Origin of the sequence: Streptococcus peroris ATCC 700780 (genome assembly GCF_000187585.1) — a bacterium.
GTDB lineage: Bacteria > Bacillota > Bacilli > Lactobacillales > Streptococcaceae > Streptococcus > Streptococcus peroris.
Map to the genome: position 1 here is coordinate 1,458,488 of NZ_GL732463.1, position 22,440 is coordinate 1,480,927.

Annotated in this window: 23 protein-coding genes and 1 pseudogene; 18 read left to right on the top strand and 6 right to left on the bottom strand. The window is 38.0% G+C overall.

Features of this window, described 5'->3' with window-relative positions:
* Positions 1-5 precede the first annotated feature (5 nt).
* On the top strand, positions 6-152 hold the full coding sequence (locus HMPREF9180_RS10340) for a hypothetical protein (RefSeq protein ID WP_006146238.1): 147 nt from the start codon (positions 6-8) through the stop codon (positions 150-152).
* Positions 153-250: 98 nt separating this feature from the next.
* On the opposite strand, the gene HMPREF9180_RS09050 is transcribed toward HMPREF9180_RS10340, so the two are convergent.
* Complete coding sequence (locus tag HMPREF9180_RS09050) at positions 251-1,108, bottom strand: DUF975 family protein (protein WP_025168764.1); 858 nt, start codon at positions 1,106-1,108, stop codon at positions 251-253.
* A 116-nt stretch (positions 1,109-1,224) separates the two neighbouring features.
* On the opposite strand from HMPREF9180_RS09050, the gene tgt reads away from it, so the two are divergent.
* The 6 genes from tgt to HMPREF9180_RS09080 all read left to right on the top strand — a co-directional run bounded on the left by tgt (position 1,225) and on the right by HMPREF9180_RS09080 (position 11,123).
* Positions 1,225-2,367 carry a tRNA guanosine(34) transglycosylase Tgt gene (gene tgt / locus HMPREF9180_RS09055; protein WP_004250663.1) on the top strand — a complete coding sequence of 381 codons (1,143 nt, stop codon included), beginning with the start codon at positions 1,225-1,227 and terminating at the stop codon, positions 2,365-2,367.
* 133 nt (positions 2,368-2,500) lie between these two features.
* Positions 2,501-4,318 carry an acyltransferase family protein gene (locus HMPREF9180_RS09060; protein ID WP_006146240.1) on the top strand — a complete coding sequence of 606 codons (1,818 nt, stop codon included), beginning with the start codon at positions 2,501-2,503 and terminating at the stop codon, positions 4,316-4,318.
* A gap of 116 nt (positions 4,319-4,434) precedes the next feature.
* Positions 4,435-4,776, top strand: coding sequence for a metal-sulfur cluster assembly factor (locus HMPREF9180_RS09065; protein WP_025168765.1), 342 nt, complete (start codon positions 4,435-4,437; stop codon positions 4,774-4,776).
* A gap of 145 nt (positions 4,777-4,921) precedes the next feature.
* The gene (gene pgfS / locus HMPREF9180_RS09070) at positions 4,922-5,872 is read left to right on the top strand and encodes a glycosyltransferase PgfS (protein ID WP_006146242.1); all 951 of its coding nucleotides are present in this window, start codon (positions 4,922-4,924) and stop codon (positions 5,870-5,872) included.
* Positions 5,862-8,495 carry a YfhO family protein gene (locus tag HMPREF9180_RS09075; RefSeq protein WP_006146243.1) on the top strand — a complete coding sequence of 878 codons (2,634 nt, stop codon included), beginning with the start codon at positions 5,862-5,864 and terminating at the stop codon, positions 8,493-8,495. The genes pgfS and HMPREF9180_RS09075 overlap by 11 nt, the downstream gene beginning before the upstream one ends.
* A 30-nt stretch (positions 8,496-8,525) precedes the next feature.
* Complete coding sequence (locus HMPREF9180_RS09080) at positions 8,526-11,123, top strand: YfhO family protein (protein ID WP_279624965.1); 2,598 nt, start codon at positions 8,526-8,528, stop codon at positions 11,121-11,123.
* Between the two features lie 144 nt (positions 11,124-11,267).
* Here HMPREF9180_RS09080 and ilvD read toward each other — a convergent pair whose 3' ends face one another.
* Complete coding sequence (ilvD, locus tag HMPREF9180_RS09085) at positions 11,268-12,971, bottom strand: dihydroxy-acid dehydratase (protein ID WP_006146245.1); 1,704 nt, start codon at positions 12,969-12,971, stop codon at positions 11,268-11,270.
* Positions 12,972-13,153: 182 nt separating this feature from the next.
* On the opposite strand from ilvD, the gene HMPREF9180_RS09090 reads away from it, so the two are divergent.
* The 4 genes from HMPREF9180_RS09090 to rpmG all read left to right on the top strand — a co-directional run bounded on the left by HMPREF9180_RS09090 (position 13,154) and on the right by rpmG (position 14,860).
* Positions 13,154-14,161: an SPFH domain-containing protein gene (locus HMPREF9180_RS09090; RefSeq protein ID WP_006146246.1), complete on the top strand. Its 1,008-nt coding sequence runs from the start codon at positions 13,154-13,156 to the stop codon at positions 14,159-14,161.
* A 2-nt stretch (positions 14,162-14,163) separates the two neighbouring features.
* Positions 14,164-14,364: a type II toxin-antitoxin system antitoxin gene (locus tag HMPREF9180_RS09095; protein ID WP_000796543.1), complete on the top strand. Its 201-nt coding sequence runs from the start codon at positions 14,164-14,166 to the stop codon at positions 14,362-14,364.
* A 148-nt stretch (positions 14,365-14,512) separates the two neighbouring features.
* Positions 14,513-14,695, top strand: a complete 183-nt coding sequence (gene rpmF, locus HMPREF9180_RS09100) for a 50S ribosomal protein L32 (protein WP_000290417.1) — start codon at positions 14,513-14,515, stop codon at positions 14,693-14,695.
* A gap of 15 nt (positions 14,696-14,710) precedes the next feature.
* Positions 14,711-14,860, top strand: a complete 150-nt coding sequence (gene rpmG, locus HMPREF9180_RS09105) for a 50S ribosomal protein L33 (RefSeq protein ID WP_001265622.1) — start codon at positions 14,711-14,713, stop codon at positions 14,858-14,860.
* Positions 14,861-15,423: 563 nt separating this feature from the next.
* Here rpmG and HMPREF9180_RS10500 read toward each other — a convergent pair.
* Together HMPREF9180_RS10500 and HMPREF9180_RS09110 are read right to left on the bottom strand one after the other, a co-directional pair.
* Complete coding sequence (locus tag HMPREF9180_RS10500; RefSeq protein WP_006146247.1) at positions 15,424-15,555, bottom strand: hypothetical protein; 132 nt, start codon at positions 15,553-15,555, stop codon at positions 15,424-15,426.
* 52 nt (positions 15,556-15,607) lie between these two features.
* Complete coding sequence (locus HMPREF9180_RS09110) at positions 15,608-15,910, bottom strand: ArsR/SmtB family transcription factor (RefSeq protein ID WP_006146248.1); 303 nt, start codon at positions 15,908-15,910, stop codon at positions 15,608-15,610.
* Positions 15,911-16,136: 226 nt separating this feature from the next.
* On the opposite strand from HMPREF9180_RS09110, the gene HMPREF9180_RS09115 reads away from it, so the two are divergent.
* The 6 genes and pseudogenes from HMPREF9180_RS09115 to HMPREF9180_RS09135 all read left to right on the top strand — a co-directional run bounded on the left by HMPREF9180_RS09115 (position 16,137) and on the right by HMPREF9180_RS09135 (position 19,234).
* Positions 16,137-17,291: an MFS transporter gene (locus HMPREF9180_RS09115; protein WP_006146250.1), complete on the top strand. Its 1,155-nt coding sequence runs from the start codon at positions 16,137-16,139 to the stop codon at positions 17,289-17,291.
* Positions 17,292-17,468: 177 nt separating this feature from the next.
* Complete coding sequence (locus tag HMPREF9180_RS09120) at positions 17,469-17,657, top strand: hypothetical protein (protein ID WP_006146252.1); 189 nt, start codon at positions 17,469-17,471, stop codon at positions 17,655-17,657.
* Positions 17,650-17,727 (top strand): annotated as a pseudogene (locus HMPREF9180_RS10520) (Fic/DOC family protein); the annotation flags it as partial. The gene HMPREF9180_RS09120 and the pseudogene HMPREF9180_RS10520, both read left to right, overlap by 8 nt.
* 174 nt (positions 17,728-17,901) lie before the next feature.
* Positions 17,902-18,411: an ABC transporter permease gene (locus HMPREF9180_RS09125; RefSeq protein ID WP_006146253.1), complete on the top strand. Its 510-nt coding sequence runs from the start codon at positions 17,902-17,904 to the stop codon at positions 18,409-18,411.
* A 76-nt stretch (positions 18,412-18,487) separates the two neighbouring features.
* Positions 18,488-18,955, top strand: coding sequence for a class Ib ribonucleoside-diphosphate reductase assembly flavoprotein NrdI (nrdI, locus tag HMPREF9180_RS09130; RefSeq protein ID WP_025168766.1), 468 nt, complete (start codon positions 18,488-18,490; stop codon positions 18,953-18,955).
* A gap of 33 nt (positions 18,956-18,988) precedes the next feature.
* Complete coding sequence (locus tag HMPREF9180_RS09135; RefSeq protein ID WP_006146256.1) at positions 18,989-19,234, top strand: hypothetical protein; 246 nt, start codon at positions 18,989-18,991, stop codon at positions 19,232-19,234.
* A gap of 33 nt (positions 19,235-19,267) precedes the next feature.
* On the opposite strand, the gene HMPREF9180_RS09140 is transcribed toward HMPREF9180_RS09135, so the two are convergent.
* Positions 19,268-19,516 carry a hypothetical protein gene (locus tag HMPREF9180_RS09140; protein WP_006146258.1) on the bottom strand — a complete coding sequence of 83 codons (249 nt, stop codon included), beginning with the start codon at positions 19,514-19,516 and terminating at the stop codon, positions 19,268-19,270.
* A 595-nt stretch (positions 19,517-20,111) separates the two neighbouring features.
* A complete protein-coding gene (gene argS, locus HMPREF9180_RS09145) occupies positions 20,112-21,803 on the bottom strand; it encodes an arginine--tRNA ligase (RefSeq protein WP_006146259.1) in 1,692 nt (563 codons plus the stop codon).
* Between the two features lie 153 nt (positions 21,804-21,956).
* Between argS and argR the strand changes: the two genes are divergently transcribed.
* On the top strand, positions 21,957-22,403 hold the full coding sequence (argR, locus tag HMPREF9180_RS09150) for an arginine repressor (RefSeq protein WP_006146260.1): 447 nt from the start codon (positions 21,957-21,959) through the stop codon (positions 22,401-22,403).
* The last annotated feature ends 37 nt before the right edge of the window (positions 22,404-22,440 follow it).

Below are 22,440 nucleotides of genomic sequence, written 5' to 3' on the forward strand. Positions count from 1 at the left end.
AATTCATGAGAAGTTGGAAACTGGTTCAGTTCCCAACTTCTTTTTTGTGTATCGAACGCTCGGATTATGAAGATAAAGTGGAAATCTTTGCAGGGTATGATATCGAAACTGTTGTCAATAAAGAAAAAAATCTACTCGAGCTAATTTGGTAGGCTAATGATGTGAACCTGCCTAACAGAAATAGTTTATCTTTATTAAAATAAAAACAACCAGCACTTTCTATGAAGGTGCTGGTTTTTAATAACTGATCTTAAACTTTTCGGCGTTTGATTTCGAGTAGTCTTTGATAGAAGAAGATTTGACTACTATAGATATAAGGGAAGATAGAGATACTTGCAATTCCAAAGCTAATCCAGATAAGGATATACCAAGGAAGCAGTTGTAAATCAAGGACAAAGCGTTGGAACTTATAGCCTTTCATGAGAAAGCGGCTGGTATGCAGCACGCGGCTCGGTTTAGCAATTCCGATTGCAAGGGTGTCACATAGGAGCAGTTCAACTTGGGAATAGGCATAATATTGTGGCAGATAAATAATGGTTCCCAAAATCATTACAAGGACACTCCCAAAAAAGTAGAGTGCAAAAGTGAGCAGGAAGTGTTCGATATCCGGATTTGTCACGTCGACAGATGGAAATTCGGGATGAAGTTCCACAAATTTACGAGCCATTGCACTGCTATAAAAGAGCAAGTAAACCCCAAAAAGATTAGGAATGCTCCATAAAAAGAGATAGAAACGCTTAAGCAAGAGAGTCAGAAAAGTCTGGGTAAAGAAGCGATTATCAAGTAAGGACAGGCTATCTTTAAAGGAAAGATCCATCTCGGAAATTCTAAAAAGATTAATCGTAGTATAGAGAGCGCCGGCTAGAATAATGGAGTTTGTAAATCCAACTGCAATCGGAAAAAGAGCGGACTGAATCGTAGTTCCTAGAAAACTCAAGAAGGACTGATCAAGAATTCCCTCATCAAGTAGGGATAAAGGTCTGATAAAGCTCGATAGAATCAAGAGAATACTTGGCAATAAAAAGACAAGCAACAGACGTGGGTGTTCAGCTTGAAATTGTCTAGCTTGCTGGCGAACTTCTTTTAAATTAATTTTTGGGTACTTCATTCTTTCATTATACCATAGTTCGTGACAGTTCCTGTTTTTTTTGATAGAATCATACAGTATGCCCTTGGGCACAAAGTAAGAACTGGGACTGTCTTTCCCAGCTTCGGAGGTAAAAAATGTCAGATTCGCCAATCAAATACCGCTTGATTAAAAAAGAAAAACACACAGGAGCTCGTCTGGGTGAGATTATAACGCCACACGGAACCTTTCCAACTCCTATGTTTATGCCAGTAGGAACTCAAGCAACGGTCAAAACACAATCACCAGAAGAATTAAAAGAGATGGGTTCAGGAATTATCCTATCCAACACCTATCACTTGTGGCTTCGTCCAGGTGATGAACTCATTGCCCGCGCTGGAGGGCTTCATAAGTTTATGAACTGGGACCAACCAATCTTGACAGATAGCGGTGGCTTCCAAGTTTACTCTCTAGCAGATAGTCGTAATATCACCGAAGAAGGGGTAACCTTCAAGAACCACCTCAACGGTTCTAAGATGTTTCTTTCGCCAGAAAAAGCCATCTCTATCCAAAACAATCTAGGCTCAGATATCATGATGTCTTTCGATGAGTGTCCGCAGTTTTATCAACCTTATGATTATGTGAAAAAATCAATCGAACGTACCAGCCGTTGGGCTGAACGTGGCTTGAAAGCTCACCGTCGTCCACATGACCAAGGTTTATTTGGGATTGTACAAGGGGCAGGATTTGAAGACCTTCGCCGTCAATCAGCTCATGATCTTGTAAGTATGGACTTCCCAGGATACTCTATCGGGGGCTTAGCAGTTGGAGAAACTCATGAGGAGATGAACGCTGTTTTGGATTTCACCACTCAGCTCCTTCCTGAGAATAAACCTCGCTACTTGATGGGAGTGGGAGCGCCAGATAGCTTGATTGATGGGGTGATTCGTGGGGTAGATATGTTTGACTGTGTCTTGCCGACTCGTATCGCTCGTAACGGGACTTGTATGACCAGTCAAGGACGCTTGGTTGTCAAGAATGCTCAGTTTGCGGAGGATTTTACACCACTTGATCCTGAGTGTGATTGCTACACTTGTAAGAACTACACCCGTGCCTATCTTCGTCACTTGCTCAAGGCTGATGAAACCTTTGGTATCCGCTTGACAAGTTACCATAATCTCTACTTCTTGCTCAATCTCATGAAGCAGGTTCGTCAGGCGATTATGGATGACAATCTCTTGGAATTCCGTGAGCATTTTGTTGAAAAATATGGCTATAACAAGTCTGGGCGTAATTTCTAATTTTTGCTTGATATCAGCTAAAAATCCTAAGTTTTATCTTAGGATTTTTCTGTTTTTTTTGATAAAATAAAGGTACTATGGATTGAAAATTAGATGGTTTTTTGCCCATCTAATGAATGGAGAATAAACTCGTATGCGTATTAAATGGTTTTCCTTGATTAGGATTACAGGTTTGCTTTTGGTACTCTTGTACCATTTCTTTCAGACGGTTTTCCCAGGAGGTTTCTTTGGGGTTGACGTCTTCTTCACATTTTCAGGTTTTCTAATTACATCTCTCTTATTGGAAGAATTTGGACAAAAAGGTAAAATTGATATCCTAGGATTTTTTAGACGACGCTTCTATCGGATTTTTCCGCCGGTTGTTTTGATGGTCCTCATCGTTATGCCCTTCACATTCTTGGTTCGTCAGGATTATGTGGCAGGAATCGGTGGTCAGATTGCCGGCGTTCTTGGATTTATGACTAACTTCTATGAAATGTTGACAGGAGGTAGTTATGAGTCTCAGTTTATCCCTCACCTCTTTGTTCACAACTGGAGCTTAGCTGTTGAAGTTCATTACTATATCTTGTGGGGCTTAGCAGTCTGGTTCTTGTCCAAACGAGCAAAAACAAGTGGACAACTACGAGGGATGATTTTCCTACTTTCCTCAGCAACCTTTATGATTAGCTTCCTTTCTATGTTTATTGGTAGCTTTATTGTTAGTTCCTACTCAACACTCTACTTCTCAACTTTGACTCATGTTTATCCCTTCTTCTTAGGAAGTGTGCTTGCGACCCTAGTAGGTGTTCGCCATGTAACGCCTCTTCTTAAACGCTTGAATAGACGCTTGGATTTGAGGCAAACCTTGCTAGTCTTCGGGGCTGGTCTAGGAGTCTTGCTCTTGTTGACTTTCTTTGTGAAATTCACTTATCTCTTTGCCTATTTACTTGGCTTCTTGTTGGCAAGCTTGGCTGCGCTTCTGATGATTGTTGCAGCACGCCTTTTGCATGAAAAAACTCCGACAATCGAAGAACCAAAGGTGATTAGCTTTTTAGCGGATACCAGCTATGCCGTCTATCTTTTCCACTGGCCGTTTTACATTATTTTCTCTCAATTGATGGGGAATATACCGGCAGTAATTTTAACGACCATCTTCTCGTATCTCTTTGCTACCCTTTCTTTCTATGTGTTCGAACCTTTGATTGCAGGGAAGTCCAGCAAACTCTTGCGAATGGCAGAAGAAATTCCGCACATCAAACCAATCTTTGCTGGTAGTGTTGGAGTTCTTAGTTTGATTACCTTGGTTGTGATTCTGATAGCTCCGCAAGTAGGTGCCTTTGAAACGGATTTGACGGTAAATGGCCTCCATCAAGCTCAAACGAATATCACTCGAACGAAAACCATGGCGGATCAAGCAGAAGCCAGTCGCTATAATATTGCTGATGGTGTATCTATTATCGGAGACTCTGTGACTTTGCGTGCTTCAGCTGCACTGAAAGAACTTTTGCCAAGTGCGCAGATTGATGGTCAAGTCAGTCGAAATACCAAACAAGCAAATGCATTGATGCTAAATTACAGTCAGAATAAGGCCTTGCCTAAGATTGTAGTTATTGCAACAGGTGTTAATAATCCTGAAAATTCTAAGGCCGATCTTGATTTATTGATAACAAATCTACCTAAGGGTCATCAGCTTGTCCTAGTAACTCCGTACGAAGGAGACAAAAACCAGGAGACTCAAGCTTATGTAGAACAGTATGCGACCTATGCGCGTGAATTAGCACAAAAATACCCTTATATTGCACTTGCAGATTGGAACCAAGTGTCCAAGGATCATCCAGAAATTTGGAAAGGAACAGATCAGGTTCACTTCGGTAGTGATACGGCCAAGCAGGATGAAGGAGCTAAACTTTACGCAGAAACCATTGATACTGCTATTAAATCTCTCACAGATAAGCCTGTTAAGTCAAAATAATTCATGAAAAGTAGAGATTACATCTCTACTTTTTTCTTTAAGCATAGTTAGGAAAAGCTTGCCAAATTGTCAGAATTATGAGAAAATAAGTGCAGTCGAAAATTGGAGGGAATGCAGTGAGGGAAGACATCAAGATTAATGACCGTGCTTTAGCATTGGAAGACCAAATCATTGAGAAACTCGAAAAAGTTTATGATACAGATGTAGAACTAGATGTCTATAATCTTGGATTGATTTATGAGATTCATATAGATGAGGCTGGACTTTGTACAATTGTCATGACCTTCACCGATACCGCTTGTAGCTGTGCAGAAAGTTTGCCTATTGAGATTGTGGCAGGTTTAAAACAAATCGACGGAATTAAGGATGTCAAGGTTGAGGTTACCTGGTCTCCTGCCTGGAAGATAACACGTATTAGTCGTTATGGACGGATAGCACTAGGACTGCCTCCACGATAAAAAAAGATAAAAAAGTATGAATGATGGGCAAGGTTTGAAAAAGCTTTGGATTATTCATTTTTTTTATTTATTTAGAATACAAATAAATAAAAAAATGTTATGATAATAGATGTGAACATAATAAAAAGAATAGGGAAGGATAGAGATGAAATTATCAGTAGTCATTCCGTTTTATAACGAAGAAAATATGATTCAAAAAATGTATGATGCGTTAGCAGAAGAAATAAACAAAATCACTAAAGCAGAATTTGAAATTATTTTCATTAATGACGGTAGTAAGGACCGCACTTTTGAGAAGATGCTTACAATCGCAGATGGGGATTCACGCGTTAAATATATTAGTTTCAGCAGAAACTTTGGGAAAGAAGCTGGAACTATTGCGGGTCTTGAATATGCAACAGGGGAAGCAGTAATCTTAATGGATGGGGACCTACAACATCCACCTGCACTTCTTCCACAAATGATTGAAGCATATGAACAAGGCTATGATGTCGTAAGTGCTCGTCGTACTCGTACTGGTGAAAAACCTCATCGTACTTTTTTAGCTAAACATTTTTATAAACTTGCTAATAAGATGATGGATATTGAATTGATGGATGGCGTATCTGAATTCCGTCTATTCAGTCGAAAAGCCGTTCGCGCTATTTTGTCATTGCAAGAATACAATCGATTTTCTAAGGGAATTTTTGCTTGGATTGGTTTTAAAGAAAAAGTAATCGAATATGAGAACCAAGTGCGTACAGTTGGAGAAACAAAATACTCACTAAAATTCTCATTGAACTATGCAATTCAAGGGATTTTATCATTTAATGATAAACCTCTTCGTATGTGTATAGACTTTGGATTGTTCTGCTTGCTGATATCATTAGCTTACATTTTTTGGACCTTTATTCAATATTTCGTAGCTCCAGAATCACTGGTTAGCGGTTACTTTACAACGATTTTTTCTGTTGTGCTTTTTGGGGGAATTCAACTCATTTCAATCGGTGTGCTTGGAGAATATATTGGTAAGATTTACTACGAAGTGAAGAAACGTCCGCATTATTTGGTAGATGAAACAAATATGACGGTAAAAGGAGAGCAACATGACGCTTAAGAAAAAAGTCTATCTGGCAAGTTTTATTGCGCCTATAGTCATAATGATTGTGGCTTGGGCTATTGATGGCTTCTTTCCCTTCGGCACAAAGTCACTAATGGCAGTTGACTTTAATGCACAGTATATTGGACTTTATGCTTATTTCAAGCATTTATTCTTAAATGGAGACTGGAGTAGTTTCTTCTATTCTTTCTCTAAATCCATTGGTGGTGGAATGTTGGGGATTTGGGGCTTCAACTTGTTGAGCCCGTTTAACTTCTTATTTCTTCTATTTCCCGAGGAAAACTTCCAATGGGTGGTTCCTATCGTTATTGTCCTACGTTATGGAGCTATGGGGTTAACCATGGCGCATTTCCTTATTAAGCGTTATGACGGATTAAAGAGTAAAGCTTATTTGGTCCCAATTGTGGCCACCATATATGCACTTAATGGCTTTAATGTTAGTTATCAAATGAACCCAATTTTCTATGATGGAATGGTTATGCTTCCATTAGTTTTAATAGGAGTTGAGCAAGTATTAGATAACAAATCTCCAAAAGGCTATATTGGCATGCTTGCCTTGTCGCTTTTTGTCCAATTCTATATGGGTTATATGACCTGCATTTTTGTGGTCATTTATGCTCTGTTTTATATTATTCGATCAGAGAACTTACGAAACAAGAAGGTTATTCTAACAAGATTGTTGAAATTGGCTGCTTCCTCTATATTAGCAGTTGGAATTGTATCAGGAGTATTGCTTCCAATCTTAATTAGTTTGGTCTCAACAAAAGGTGGTTTACAGAATTCACTTACATTTGATTGGAAGTTACAGATTAATCCGTTTGAAATCTTGTCTAAACTTTTCTTAGGAGCTTTTGATAATACTTCTTGGCCAGCAGGACCTAACTTACCAAATATATATGTAGCAAGTTTTGGATTGCTTGGAACACTCTACTATTTTGTTTCTAGTAAGATTTCAAAATGGGGGAAAATAGCAGCTAGCTTTGTCCTTGTTGTTTTTCTCATTTCATGTTCCCATGAATTTACAAGCAAGTTATGGCATATGGGACAAAACCCCGCAGGATTTTTTTATCGTTTTTCATGGATTATTGCTTTCTTCCTAGTCTATTTGGCCTACTTAAGTTTACGAGAGGTAGACAAATTCACTAAAAGAGAAGCTATCTACTTGCTTATCTGTGGAGCAGCTATATTTTCCATTGTCCAATTTCAACAGCATTCTTTCTTGACAATCTGGCAACGTCTTGCTACAATTTTGATTTTTGCGGCTTTACTTGCAACATTGTTCTACCCGAAAGTGAAAGTGAAATATACTTGGTTAATCCTGGCAGCTTTGACTGTTGTTGAGTTAACAGCTAATGCAGCACTTGTTCAATCACGAGTCGGGTATACAGATGCCTATAAGTATCACGATGCTGTTAGACAATTAAAGGAAGCCATTGATCCAATTAGACCGAACCATAGTGATTTTTACAGAATTAATAAGACATTCAACTTAAGTAAGAATGACCCATTTATGGTGGATTATCCTGGATTATCTATCTTTAGTTCCAATTTGGAGAATAGTACACGTGATTTATTTGATCGTTTAGGTAATAATGGGATTAATGCAACGACGTATTATCAAGGGACACCGTTCCAAGATGCGTTATTCTCAGTCAAATACTTAGTTGCCCCAAAACCAGTGTATACCAATGAGTATCCGGATACCTCAAAGATGTATGTATTTGGTAATATGGTTACACGTAAGGATATTACCTCAAAAGATCCTGTTTACGAAGCAACAAGAACGCTAACCTACGAAAGTGGAGCTATTTTACCAATTGCTTATGGAGTTAATGAGGCAACCCTAGGTGTAAAGTTAGAAAATAGTCAACCTATACAAAATCACAATAAGATTGTTGGAGCAATGGGGAATACAGAGGAACTATACCTAACAGCATTAGCGGCTAACGAGCTAAAAACAGATAATCTTGTTACTCCTAAATCTGACAGACCAGAGCTTTATAAGAGGCTTGATAACTCTAAACCAGGGACAATCACATTTCACCTAGTACCTCAATCATCAGAGGATTACTGGGTATCCTTGCCACCTCAATTATCTCACACAGATAAAAATAACGTACGCGTATTGTTGAATGGTAATAATTATGAGTTCCAAGATAAATTCCAACAAACTCAATTAGTTCAACTAGCTCATAACTCAGCTGGGAAACCTGTTGACCTAACAATTTCCATTTCATCAGACGATGAATACGACTTATCAGGCCTAAGACTCGTTCGTTCTAATAGTGGATTAGCAAATCGTATTATTAACGAACGCGCAAAACAAGGAATCCAATTAACGCATTGGGATGAGAGCCATATTCAAGGAACTGTTAATATAACGGATGATAGTACCTGGATGATGACAAGTATTCCGTATGAAAAAGGCTGGACTGTTAAGGTGGATGGTCAAGTGGTAAAAACTCGAAAAGTTTGGGATAGCTTGATGGCTTTTAAAATAACTCCAGGTCAACATACAATTGAAATGAGTTATTTACCAGAGGGCTTCACATCTGGAATGATGATTTCTATAGTATCAATTCTAATTTATGGATTTGCTATTTATAAAAAAAGAATTTAATAGGAGTAGACTATAATGATAATTTCAAAAATGAAATTAAAATATAGTTCGCTATTCTGCATTCCATTCGTGGTGATGTTGGGGGTCTTCCTATTTATAGGACTGACCCCTTTTTCGCAAAATTCGATTCATAGCGGAGACTTCCTTTCTCAATATTTTCCGCTTTATATCGGATTGCATAAACTGTTTTGGAGTGGAGATTTTAGCGGTCTATTTTGGTCCTTTGAGAAGTCGCTTGGAGGAGCCATGCCAAGTGTTTGGGGATTTAATAGTTTAAGCCCATTCACATTTTTATACGTGATTTTTCCAATTTCAAGTTTTCAAGTCCTCAGCTATGTGATTCCGCTTCTACGCGCGGGGGTTATGGGAGTCGTCTTTGGATATTTCCTTGAGAAGAAATTCCAAGGGGTTTCAAAACACTACTGGTTATCGTTAGGATTAGCTTCATCCTACGCGCTTAGTGGGTTTGTTGTATCGCAACAGTTCAATCCAAATTTCTTAGATAATCTAGTGTATATTCCGTTTATTCTTTTGGGAATTGAAGAAATAGCGAGTGGGAAACGGTCGGTGAAATTACCATTGTTCCTTGCCATCAGTTTGATCACGGATTTTTATACAGGGTATATGATGTGTCTTTTTGTGGCACTCTATACATTTTATGTGCTCTTTTCGAAGAATATTTCTTTGAAAGAGACAATGCTAAAATTAGGGAAAGTCGCATTGTTTGCGCTCATAGGCGTAGGTCTTGCAGCGTTTTGGCTATTACCTGTTTTTAGCGCTTTGTTAGAGAGCAAAGCAAGTGCAGGGAGTACCTTTGCTTGGTCGTGGAATCCAGTGAATGATTTAGTGGCCATGCCTCAGAAATTTATCTTGGGATCCTTTGGTGAAAAAGAGTGGGGCGATTCTAAGGCGTTACCGCAACTCTTTATCGGTGGTTTAGGACTCTTTGGATGCTGTACATTCTTTGCTAAAAGGGAGATTACACTTCGTAAGAAATTAGCAGCGACCATCGTGTTGCTTGTCTTGCTGCTCTCATTTTCGATTCAAGGGTTTGATCAAATTTGGCATATGGGGCAACGTCCTGTCGGCTTCTATTTCAGAAATTCATGGGTAGCCAATAGTTTTATGCTGGTGTTAGCTTCAGAAAGTCTCATGCAGTGGAAAGATGAGTTCCGCTTGAATGAGTTTCTAGTGTCCATCTTTGGCTTTGGTTCTATTCTAGTGTTATCGACTCTAAGAAATCTGCAATTTGTAGAGACCTCACAGAAAATACTCGCTTTTGTTATTTGGACAATCATCTTAATAGCATTCTTCTTCAGAAGAGTGAAGAGAATTCGTAGATTACAATTAGCAACGGGGATGGTGATAGCCGAGTTGATGATTAGTGCCTTGGTTGGATTTAGACGAGTTCCTTTTTTCATCGGTAATTCTGGATTAACGGAACAAATGGAGTTTGCGAAAACTTTTGCCCAAGAAGGATATAGCAATTCGAAGACATTTACACGAATGGAAATGCATAAAGGGTTGTCGCACGCGAACTTCCCGATTGCATTTGGATATAATGGCGCTTCGCACTTTACATCGAGTCTAGAATATTCTCTGATTGAAGAGATGAGTCATCTAGGACTTCCAACCTCTCAATCAGTGGCGAACTATAGCGACCGCAACGTGATTTTGGATTCGTTTTTCGGTGTATCACACTTTATGATGGATGGTGACGAAAAGCGTGTCTTTGCGGATGTACGTGGCATGTATGCCAAAGAAGGAACGCTAAAGAATTTTACAATTTATCACAATCCATATGCGTTTTCTCTTGGTTATTTAACCAATGAGAATACAGCGACAACTATCTCTTTTGAAAAAAATCAACCTGCCGCAAATGTGAACCAGCTATTGCAAGTGATTGGACTTTCTGGAGCAAATGCGCTGACTGAAGCAGGGGTGGGAGAACCTGTGACGACGAATTTAACGAAGGGGCAGGATAAATACACGCTGACCAATGAAAATGAACCGGCTAAGATTGAATGGAAGTTCAATCCACAACCAAACAAATTGTATTTTGTTCAAATTCCAGAACGCCAAGCAGGTTCTGTGATTAAATCCCAAGTGATGCTAAATGGGATTAGTTACCCATACGAAAACCGATTCCATGAAAACCAACTATGGATAATTGGAAATGGAAACTTAGACCAAACGATTAATTTTGCAATCGAAAATGCAAAAGTCAAAGAGTGGGATCTTCGTGACTTCAAGTTCTATTCGATTGATATCACGACTCTTGCAAATGCATTGACGCAGTATAAAAAAGCTAATGATATTACGGTTGATGAGTATTCCAATGCGATGGTGAAGACACATGTCACTGTTACGAATAGAGAACAGTCCTTTGCAACCTTTACGATTCCATACCATTCGGGTTGGAGCGTAACGGTGGATGGCAAGAAGCAAGAAGCGAAAAAGGCACTCGACTTCTTTATGGGCGTATCACTGACAGAAGGGGAACACGAGATTGTGTGGAGTTATACTCCGCCAGGATTGCATCTGGGAATGTTTATCTCGATTTCGTCTCTTTTCTTACTGACCTTTATATGGAGAAATAAGAAATTCAGTAATTATTTTGTTTCATAAAGTATATTGATGATTACATTAAAAAGGATGAAGCTCATAGGAACTTCATCCTTTTTGTGTATTGTCAACTAGTTTGTTAGCTAACATGAGGGAAGATATCTTGTTTCCAATTTACCTGATGCAAATAAAGAATAAATCCTAAGACTATTTCTTTCCCGATTGTTCCATATTCCAGAAGTCTGTAACGGCACCACGTGATGCAGAAGATACGATATGGGCATACTTACCAAGAACACCACGGCTATAGAGTGGTGGTAAGGTTGTTTCTGCCTTGCGTTTTTCAAGTTCTTCTTCGGATACGGCCATTGAAATTTCTTTAGTATCTTGGTCAACGGTAACGATATCACCTGTACGGAGGTAGGCGATTGGTCCACCATCCTGAGCTTCAGGAGCGATATGTCCGACAACCAAACCATAAGTACCACCAGAGAAACGTCCATCTGTCAAGAGGGCAACCTTGTCTCCTTGACCTTTACCAACGATCATTGATGAAAGTGATAGCATTTCAGGCATACCAGGACCACCCTTAGGTCCAACGAAACGAACAACGACAACATCGCCATCAACGATTTCATCGGATAAGACTGCCTGAATAGCAGCTTCTTCAGAGTCAAAGACCTTGGCTGGACCAACGTGGCGACGAACCTTAACACCTGATACCTTGGCAACGGCACCGTCAGGAGCAAGGTTACCGTGAAGGATAATCAATGGACCGTCAGCACGTTTAGGATTTTCAAGTGGCATGATGACTTTTTGTCCTGGTGTCAGGTCTGCAAAGTCAGCTAAGTTTTCAGCCACAGTCTTACCAGTACATGTGATACGGTCTCCATGAAGGAATCCGTTTGCGAGCAAGTACCTCATGACCGCAGGCACACCACCAACTTCGTAGAGGTCTTGGAAGACATACTGACCAGATGGTTTCAAGTCGGCCAAGTGAGGCACACGTTCTTGAATCGTATTGAAATCTTCAAGTGACAAGTCAACGTTTGCAGCATGTGCAATGGCTAGCAAGTGAAGGGTAGCATTTGTAGAACCACCCAGAGCCATTGTAACTGTAATGGCATCTTCAAAGGCTTCGCGAGTCAAGATATCTGATGGTTTGAGCCCAAGTTCGAGCATTTTGACAACCGCACGACCAGCTTCTTCGATATCTGCTTTCTTCTCAGCAGATTCGGCCGGGTGAGAAGAGGACCCAGGTAAGCTCATACCTAGAACTTCAATAGCAGTAGCCATAGTATTGGCAGTATACATACCACCACATCCACCAGGGCCAGGGCAGGCATTACATTCGAGTTGTTTAACCTCTTCGGCTGTCATATCACCGTGGTTCCATTTTCCGATTCCTTCAAATACAGAAACCAAGTCAATATCTTTACCATTAAGATTTCCAGGGGCGATAGTTCCACCGTAGGCAAAGATAGCAGGGATGTCCATATTGGCGATGGCAATCAAAGAGCCAGGCATATTTTTATCACATCCACCGATAGCTACAAAGGCATCTACGTTGTGCCCCCCCATAGCAGCTTCGATCGAGTCTGCTATGATATCACGAGATGTTAGAGAGAAGCGCATACCAGGAGTACCCATAGCAATCCCGTCTGAAACGGTAATCGTTCCAAACTGGACAGGCCAAGCTCCAGCTGCTTTAACTCCTTTTTTAGCTAATTTCCCAAAATCATGCAAGTGAATATTACAAGGTGTATTTTCTGCCCAAGTCGAAATGACTCCCACGATTGGTGTTTCAAAATCTTTATCTGTCATCCCAGTTGCGCGCATCATAGCACGGTTTGGTGATTTGACCATACTGTCATAGATACTGCTGCGGTGACGTTTATCTAATTCTGTCATTTTACCCTCCCATTTCAGTTTTTACTATTATAGCACAATTTAAAAGCAATGAACAGAAGAAAATTCTTGAATTTTCAGACAATTCGAATCATTGAAATCTTTTTAAAAAAATTGCATATTTTTGTTGACATTTAAAATTAAAGTGATATCATTTAGATATCAAAAAACAGGAGGTCATTCTGATGACTGAAAAACTAATTAATACAAAACCAAATGGTGTATTCGCATTGATACTCATTGAGTTGGCACTCGTACTTGGTTTCCTTATATTTATCATTGGCGCTAGTTCAGAAAACATTTTTGGAATTATTCTCGGACTTTTATTAAGCTTAATTGCAGTTCTTGCTCATGTTGGTTTAAAAGTTGTCAAACCTCAGGAAGCTCTGGTTTTGACCCTCTTTGGTAACTATACGGGTACCATTAAAGAACCTGGTTTTTACTTTGTCAATCCCTTCAGTATAGCGATCAATCCTGCGAACCACACTCGACTTGGCCAAAGTGGTGATGTTAGTACAAAATCTCCTTTTTCAGGGATGAAATCATCAAATGGCAATGATGTAAGCATTGAAATTGGCAAGAAGAACATTTCTCTCAAAGTTATGACCTTGAGTAATTCTCGTCAAAAGATTAACGATTGTCTGGGAAATCCTGTTGAAATCGGAATCGCGGTAACGTGGAGAGTTGTCGATACAGCCAAAGCAGTCTTCAATGTGGATAACTACAAAGAATACCTTTCATTGCAATGTGATAGCGCCCTCCGTAATATTGTCCGCATCTATCCTTACGATGTGTCTCCGAATGTGGACACTACAGGTGATGGGCAAGCCGATGAAGGAAGCCTCCGTGGTTCTAGTGAGATTGTAGCTAAACGTATTCGTGAAGAAATTCAGAGTCGTGTTGAGGATGCTGGCTTGGAAATTCTTGAAGCACGTATTACTTACTTAGCTTATGCACCAGAAATTGCTGCCGTCATGCTTCAACGTCAACAAGCATCAGCTATTATCGATGCACGTAAGATGATTGTCGATGGCGCTGTAGGAATGGTTGAAATGGCACTGGAACGTCTCAATGAAGGTGGATTGGTCGAGCTAGATGAAGAACGAAAAGCTGCCATGGTTTCAAATCTCCTAGTCGTTCTCTGTGGCAATCATGATGCACAACCAATTGTCAACACAGGAAGCCTTTATTAGAAATGGCAGAAGCTAAAAAAAAGCAGATTCCCCTTCGACTCTCGAATAAGTTATATGCTGCACTCGCATCATGGGCAGAGGATGACTTCCGATCAGTCAACGGGCAAATCGAATATCTTCTCACCGAATGTGTCAAGCAACGGAAAAAAGACGGAAAATATGTCTCTGAAACCATTGATGAACCATTTGAGATTGATATTTAATCAATTTTCCTATCCTGAAGATTGGATAGGAAAATTTTTTAATCTTTTTTTGTCAAGTAACTTTACTTTACAAAAAAGTTTTGTTATACTGTTACAGTTGATGAAAATCAAACCTAACTGAATTTATATCTTAAAAGGAGAAATCAAAATGGCAGTACCTGCACGTCGCACTTCAAAAGCGAAGAAAAACAAACGTCGTACACACTACAAAGTAACAGCTCCATCTGTAAACTTTGACGAAACTACTGGAGATTACTCACGTTCTCACCGCGTATCCCTTAAAGGATACTACAAAGGACGTAAGATCGCTAAAGCTGCATCAGCTGAATAATAGAAGGGAGATACCATGCGCGTAAATATTACACTTGAACACAAAGAATCTGGTGAACGCTTGTACCTTACTTCTAAAAACAAACGTAACACTCCAGACCGTCTTCAATTGAAGAAATACTCACCAAAACTTCGCAAACACGTTGTGTTTACAGAGGTGAAATAGGGATTCACTACACGTCAATAGATGTGAAAACCCTTGATTTTAAGCGATTCCTGAAATTCTAAATTTCACTACATTGCAATATAAATCAACCGAATCACTACCTTTTTCACTACCTTTTTTGAAATAAGAATAATGATTCGGATATGTAAAAGAAGAGGAGCTTTATTGTGAAGCTCCTCTTTTTTATTTGTTCTTTTACTTACAAATCGTAAGACCTGGTTTGACACGGTTTGATTTCAAGTAATTTATAAATAGCTTTAGATCAGATTTCAGAAGACTTGGACTGCTTTTTCATTTGATAAATTGTAAAATATAGTGCAACAAAAATCTCATAATTAGGAAATTAAATCTTTAGTAGTTAAATATAATTAAACTGTGTAAGAATGAATATGAAGATTAATAGAACAATTTTTCATGTGTAATACATACAAAATAATTTGACACCTCTATAATCTATAAATTTGTTTTATTTCTAATATCAAACCAAATTTTAGGGTAGTGTACAATAAGTTGTGTAAACACAAAAAGGAATAAATCCGTTATAGTAGAGTTGCGAAACATTACTAGAAAGAGATTTCTTCCTTAACTATTTCTACATCAACATGGTCATTAGTCAATGCCTCTAATAAAGTAGTTGTTGAACCAGTATTTCTAAATAAAACATCACAAACTACATTTTTTAAATATCTTTTCATATACCTCCCCGTTAACACAAGAAAACTACTGGTCTAGTTGAAATGCATTTGATTATTTGTCTAAAGAATTAAGAAAGCCAGGTAAGAAAGTATCAAATGTCTCATGATTTAACTTTACAAATTTATTCTGACCTACTTTTCTTGTTGTAGTAAGACCAGCTTCTCGCAAAGTTTTAAAATGATACGAAGCAGCTGATTTACTAATAATGAGCAAATCGCCAATTTCTCCACAACTTAGTTCAGTATTCGCTCTGTACAGTAATCTAATAATTTTTAGACGAACATTATCTGCTAATGCTTTAAAAATTTTAACTCTTAAATCATCTTCGCTAAGGTTATATTGTTTCATAGTCATAAAGTAATTTTACTATTGAAATAAACACTTGTCAATTTTTTGTACGGCCGTCGTTGACTTTTCTGCATTATAGTGATAATATAAAGTTAAATAGTTCAATAATTGTTTAACTATTAAATTTAAAAAGGAGGTGTTTTATGAAACAGAACTGGATAGCAATTATTACGTAAAGTATCTATTTATAACTTATAACAAAAATATTCTTAGAAAGTGATGTTAATATACAATGAAAAAATACTCTCTTTTGTTCTTCTTAACAATGTTCATTATAGGAACTGATACATTTTTAATTTCTCCACTGCTTCCAACTTTAGCAAACCTATATAATATAAATTCTTCAGTTTCTGGTTGGATGGTCAGCGCATATGCAATAGGTTATGCCGTATTTGCCCTTATCTCAGGCCCAATTTCAGATGGTCGTGATAGAAAAAAAGTAATGACTTATGGGCTGATTGCTTTTACCATTTCAACTTTTCTATGTGGTTTTGCAACAAGTTTTCCTTTAATGCTCCTTTTTCGCTTATTTGCAGGTATCAGTGCTTCATTTGTAACTCCACAAGTTTGGGCTTCAATTCCTATTGTTGTTGATAAAAAGTATATTGTGCAGGTTATGGGATATGCGACCGCTGGTTTATCCGTTTCTCAAATGGCTGGGGTACCTATTGGTGGCTATCTGGCAAACTTTTCTTGGCAAACTCCCTTTTATACGATTGCGTTTGCTTCCTTAATACTTCTCATTTTAATCCATATTTTTCTACCAAAACTTGAAATTGGAAAAGCAAATAGAATTTCTTTTACAGAGGCTTATAAAAATATCCTAACTAATAAAAAATCAGTTAGTTATCTAATTGCTTATTTTGTTTTTCAAACAGGTTCTTTTACAGCCATTACCTTCATATCTACATGGTTTACCAATGACTTTAATATGAGTTTAACTAACATTAGTACTGCAATTATAGCTATTGGTGCAGGTAACTTATTGGGTTCTTTATTTGGAAGTCAATTGGTTAAAAAATTTGGTTTACAAAGAACTTTTAAAACTGAATTGCTTACATTAATTATCCTCTACCTTATTCTACCTTTTGCTAATAATTTTTGGGTAGCCGAAATTTTATTAATAATTATCTATATAAATAATGGATTTATTTTTCCTTTGTTTATGGCGACTTTGCAAGGTACTGTTGAAAATGCACGAAGTACGATTTCTTCATTATCAAATGCAGTAATGTATTTAGGTGAAACAATTGCAGGTATAGTGGGAGGAGTTCTCTTTGTGAAATTTACAGGATTCTCAGGAATTTCTGTTTTCGCAGCTATTATGATTGCCTTATCATGGTTATTGTATGCACAAGCAGGGGCGTTTAAGAAAGATAAATCTTAAGCTCAATATTTTAATTCTAAAAACAATATAAAATAAAGAGGTTGGAACAAAAGTCTGACCTCAAATATAAAAAGCGAACAAAACTAGTTTTCTGGCTTTAATAACAGTCTCTATCCTTTAGGTGAAAATACCGATTTTATGGTATAATAAGGATAACTCTATATAAGGAGGTGTGCCATGACTCTTGATGTGAATAAAGAAGAATTAACAATTTTAGGAATTCCCTTTGATAACTTTTCAGATTTTGATATTGTCTGGTATGCTATTGGGTCATCAATGATTGAAAATTATGAACCTACTGTTCAAGATGTGATTGATTTAAAAACTTATGTTATCAACAGACGAAAGGAATTGAATATTGGTTAAAAATCAATACGAAGGCTATGAGTACATTGACCCCAATCACCAATATACCTATCCAAATTCTACAGTCTTACAGAAGTGAAGTAAGCATTCAAGACGAATCAATACATAAGAAAAACGCTGATTTTAAGCGTTTTTTTCAATTTCAATACATTTCAGTTCAATCTTTATTTATTATTCTATAAACTTGATTTTCTATATAAAATATGTTATAATGATAAGAATAAATGATTAGGAGGCTGTGAGGATGAAAAAGAAACCAATTTATTTGTGGGTATTGTTAATCTTATCAGCCCTATGTTCTGCATATTCCTTATTGGGAGTTTTAGTTCCAATACCAAAAATAGATCATTTACCAACTATTAAAGGAGTATCGGCAGAATATAATAAGCAGATGGTTGCTTACACCATTAAAATAGCAGAGCATAACCATTCTCTCTTTAATGTTATTTTGATTGTTTTATCAGCGGTTTTAGTGACTGCAGCTTTAGTCTACCTCGTACGTGATAATATTCAACTAGCAAACTATATTTATATTGGTTATATTTTCCTAGCTATTATTGGAACTATTTATAACTTCCTTGGAGTACAGCAGGGGCTCGCTCTTTTTACAGATCCAACCATTCGTATGGGAGCAGGAATCGGTGCCAATGGAGTTATCATCGTCTTCATTATCATTAATATTGTTTTCTTAGCTCTTGTCTTTTATAATATGTGGCGCCAGCAAAAAGAATTAGCGGAAGCGAGCGAAGAATAACTCTAATGGTTGACAAAGGATAACTATCAAGATACAATCTTGGTAGTTATTTTTAGTGGAAAAAGAGAATATCAATATGAAAAAAGTATCTTTAGTTTATATCAGTTTGAGTGGCAATACTGAAAGTTTCGTGACTCGTCTTAAAACCTATCTTTTGGAGCAATATAAGAACATAGAAGTAGAAAAGATTCATATAAAGGATTTGGTCAAGGAAGGGGAAGATTTCTTTGAGATGACGAACCCCTATGTGGTTTTCTTGCCAACTTATCTAGAGGGTGGTAATGGTGTTGACAATGGAGATGTGGAAATTTTAACGACTCCAGTGGGTGACTTTATTGCCTATGGTGACAATGCTAGTAAATGTCTAGGTGTTGTCGGATCTGGGAACCGAAACTTCAACAATCAATACTGCCTCACTGCTAAACAATACAGCCAACGTTTTGGCTTCCCTGTTCTAGCTGACTTTGAAATGCGCGGAATGCTGGGAGATATCAAGAAGGTTGCTGGGATTATTGCAGACTTGTATGAATTAGAAGATTTATAAGAGGCTAGATTTTCTGAGGAAGAGTTTTATTCTATGGATAAAGGATTTACTTCAAAGGGGACAATCGAAATGAGTAAACTACAGAAATCATTTTTAAAGTATATAAAACGCAAACCAAGCTTCAAGGATATTATGCTATGCAGTGCTTTGCTACTATTAGCGATTGCTCTGCTACTGTTCTCTGAGAAAATTTTTGATGAAAATGCAGCACCATTTGGAACCATGGTATCCTTAGGGATTGTTATCCTGGTAGAAATCTTAGCTGTCAGAAATAAATAAAAAGACTCGAGAAATGCATCTCGAGTCTTTTTGTTAGTTGCGAATTTCGTCAACGATTTCTTTTGAAATGGGAATCCCTAAACGGTAGCCTTTATTCACGTAATCAATGACATCATTGATATTTTCTATCGTTTGGATTTTTTCTTTGATAGTTGCACGAAAATCTTGATCTTTCAATAGTTGGTCCTGAAGCAGTCTTTGAAGTTTCTCTTTTTCGTATTTATTGACAAGAAAGAGAAAAAGAAGACTGATAACAACTAGAATATAAGCATACTGGCTCATAAAAATTCTCCCTAAGTGATAAAGAAGTAAGTGGTAAGATAAAAGCGAAGTTTTCACTTTTCGAGTGATGGTATTATAAAGCAGACTGTATAGGATGTGGTCTTAGTTATTTAGACTGCTTTGCAATCAAGTAACTTAAAAGATCACGACGTCTTTCGGTGGAAATCGATAATATTTCTATCGAAAGACTAGTGAAGCGTTTAGGCAAGTCGCCCGATAGCGATTGCCGTCAAGAGATTAGGAACTTTAGTTCCAATAACTTTAAGATTACGACGTTTTAGGACATAAATCAATCATATTTATGTCCTAAAACTAGTGAAGCGCCTAGCCAAAGTCCGAATAGGATTTGGCGTTAGTTACTTAGATTGCTTAGTAATAAATTAATTTAATAGATCACGACATGCATCCAAACAAATCGATATTATTTATTTGGATGCATTAGTAAGTCGTTTAGGCAAGTCGACTTATTTACGATGTCGTGGCCCCTAAATCGATTATATTTAGGGGGCATGACTAGTGAAGCAGTTAGCTAGTCCGCATAAAAGCGGCTAGCGTCTAACAATTAGGCACTTTAGTTCCAATTGTTAGTACTGAATCACATCTTCTCAGGCGCTTCTACACCCAGCAGACGAAGGGCTTCTTTGAGGACGACTGCTGTTGCATAGCTGAGAGCTAGGCGGCTGTCACGTTCTGGGCTTTTATCCAAGATACGAGTGTGGGCGTAGTATTTGTTAAAGGCTTGAGCCAAGCTAATCGCAAATTTAGCGATGATTGAAGGCTCGTAATTATCAGCTGCACGTTTAATAATACGTGGGAAGTCTTGGATTAACTTGATGATCTCCCAACTTTCATCGTCGTTCAAGCTATAGTTGGCACCTGCTTCAGGTTTGAAATCAGCTTTACGCAAGATGGATTGGATACGAGCGTAGGCGTATTGAACATAAGGGCCGGTCTCCCCTTCAAAGGATACCATAGCTTCAAGGTCGAAGTCATATCCATTTGTACGGTCAGTTTTAAGGTCATAAAATTTAATAGCTCCAACCCCAACAGCATGAGCGACTTGGTCTTTGTTTTCAAGTTCAGGATTTTTAGCTTCGATCTGCGCTTTGGCACGACTGATTGCCTCTGCAACAGTTGGCTCTAGTAAGATGACATTTCCTTTACGAGTGGAGAGTTTCTTTCCGTCCCTTGTTACTAAACCAAACGGAACGTGGACAATGTCTTGGTTCCAATCGTAGCCCATCTCTTGCAAGACGGCTTTCAGTTGTTTGAAGTGAGCAGATTGTTCTTGACCAACGACATAGATTGATTTGGCAAATTGGTATTCGTTTTTACGATAGAGGGCTGCAGCCAAGTCACGTGTGATGTAGAGAGTCGCGCCGTCAGATTTCTTGATAAGAGCTGGATGTTCGATTCCATATTTTTCAAGATTCACAACTTGGGCCCCTTCTGACTCAACCAAAAGTCCTTTATTTTCAAGAATCTCTACAACTGCATCCATTTTGTCGTTGTAGAAAGCTTCTCCATTGTAGCTATCGAATTCAACTTGTAACTCATTGTAGAGGCGGTTAAATTCTACCAAGCTTTCATCACGGAACCATTGCCAAAGAGCAAGAGCTTCCTCATCGCCGTTTTCAAGTTTGCGGAACCATTCGCGTGCTTCTTCATCCAAGCTTGGATCATTCTCAGCTTCAGCATTAATGCGGACGTAGAGCTTGAGGAGTTCATCGATTGGATGAGCTTTGACAGCTTCTTCATTACCCCATTTCTTGTAGGCAACAATCAACATCCCAAACTGTTTGCCCCAGTCTCCCAAGTGATTAACCTTGACAGTTTGATAGCCAATTTTTTGGAAGATATGTGACAAGCTGTCCCCGATAACTGTTGAACGAAGGTGACCGATTGAAAATGGTTTAGCGATATTAGGGCTAGACATGTCAATGACAACATTTTCTTGATTGCCAATCTTTTGGTCAGCGTAGTGCTCTTTTTCAGTGATAACGTTTTGTAGAACTTGACCAGAAATGGCAGCCTTATCAAGGAAGAAGTTTACGTAAGGACCTGTTGCTACAACCTTTTCAAAGGCTTGACCATTAATTTTTTCTGCAATATCTGCAGCAATCATTTGAGGAGCTTTACGTTCCACCTTTGCCAATGAGAAGGCAGGGAAGGCGATATCTCCCATATCTGAGTTTTTAGGTGTTTCTAGTAAATTTAAAATAGCCTCTTGGTCCAGGCTATCAATGACGCTAGACAACTCGCTAGCAATCAATTCTTTTGTATTCATTTAGGGCTCCTTTAGGGCTTTTCTACTATTTTAACACAATTTACTACATTTTTTTTGAAAGAAGAGATTTTTTTTGAAATATCCAGTTTTTTTGATATAATATTCTTACTAAAAAAATGTAAAATGTTATAAATATGCACTTGAGAGGATCTTATGAGAAAAAGAGAACGTCATCAACTCATTAAGCGAATGATTACAGAAGAAAAATTAGGCACTCAAAAGGATATCCAGGATCGATTGGAAGCTTGTGGTATCTTCGTGACGCAAACAACTTTATCCCGTGATTTACGAGAAATTGGTTTAACGAAAGTTAAGAAAAATGATGTAGTCTATTATGTGCTAGCAAATGAGACAGAAAAGATTGATTTGGTCGAATTCCTTTCACGTCACTTAGAGGGCGTTGCGAGGGCTGAATTCACCTTGGTGCTCCATACGAAACTTGGAGAGGCGTCTGTTTTAGCTAATGTAGTAGATTCAAATAAAGATGAATGGATCTTAGGAACAGTTGCAGGGGCTAATACCTTGTTGCTTATCTGTAAAGATCAACATGCTGCTAAAGTGATGGAAGAACGCTTACTAGAGCTAATGGAAGATAGATAAAGTCTTGAGAGTTTCTCTCAGGACTGTTTTTACAAGG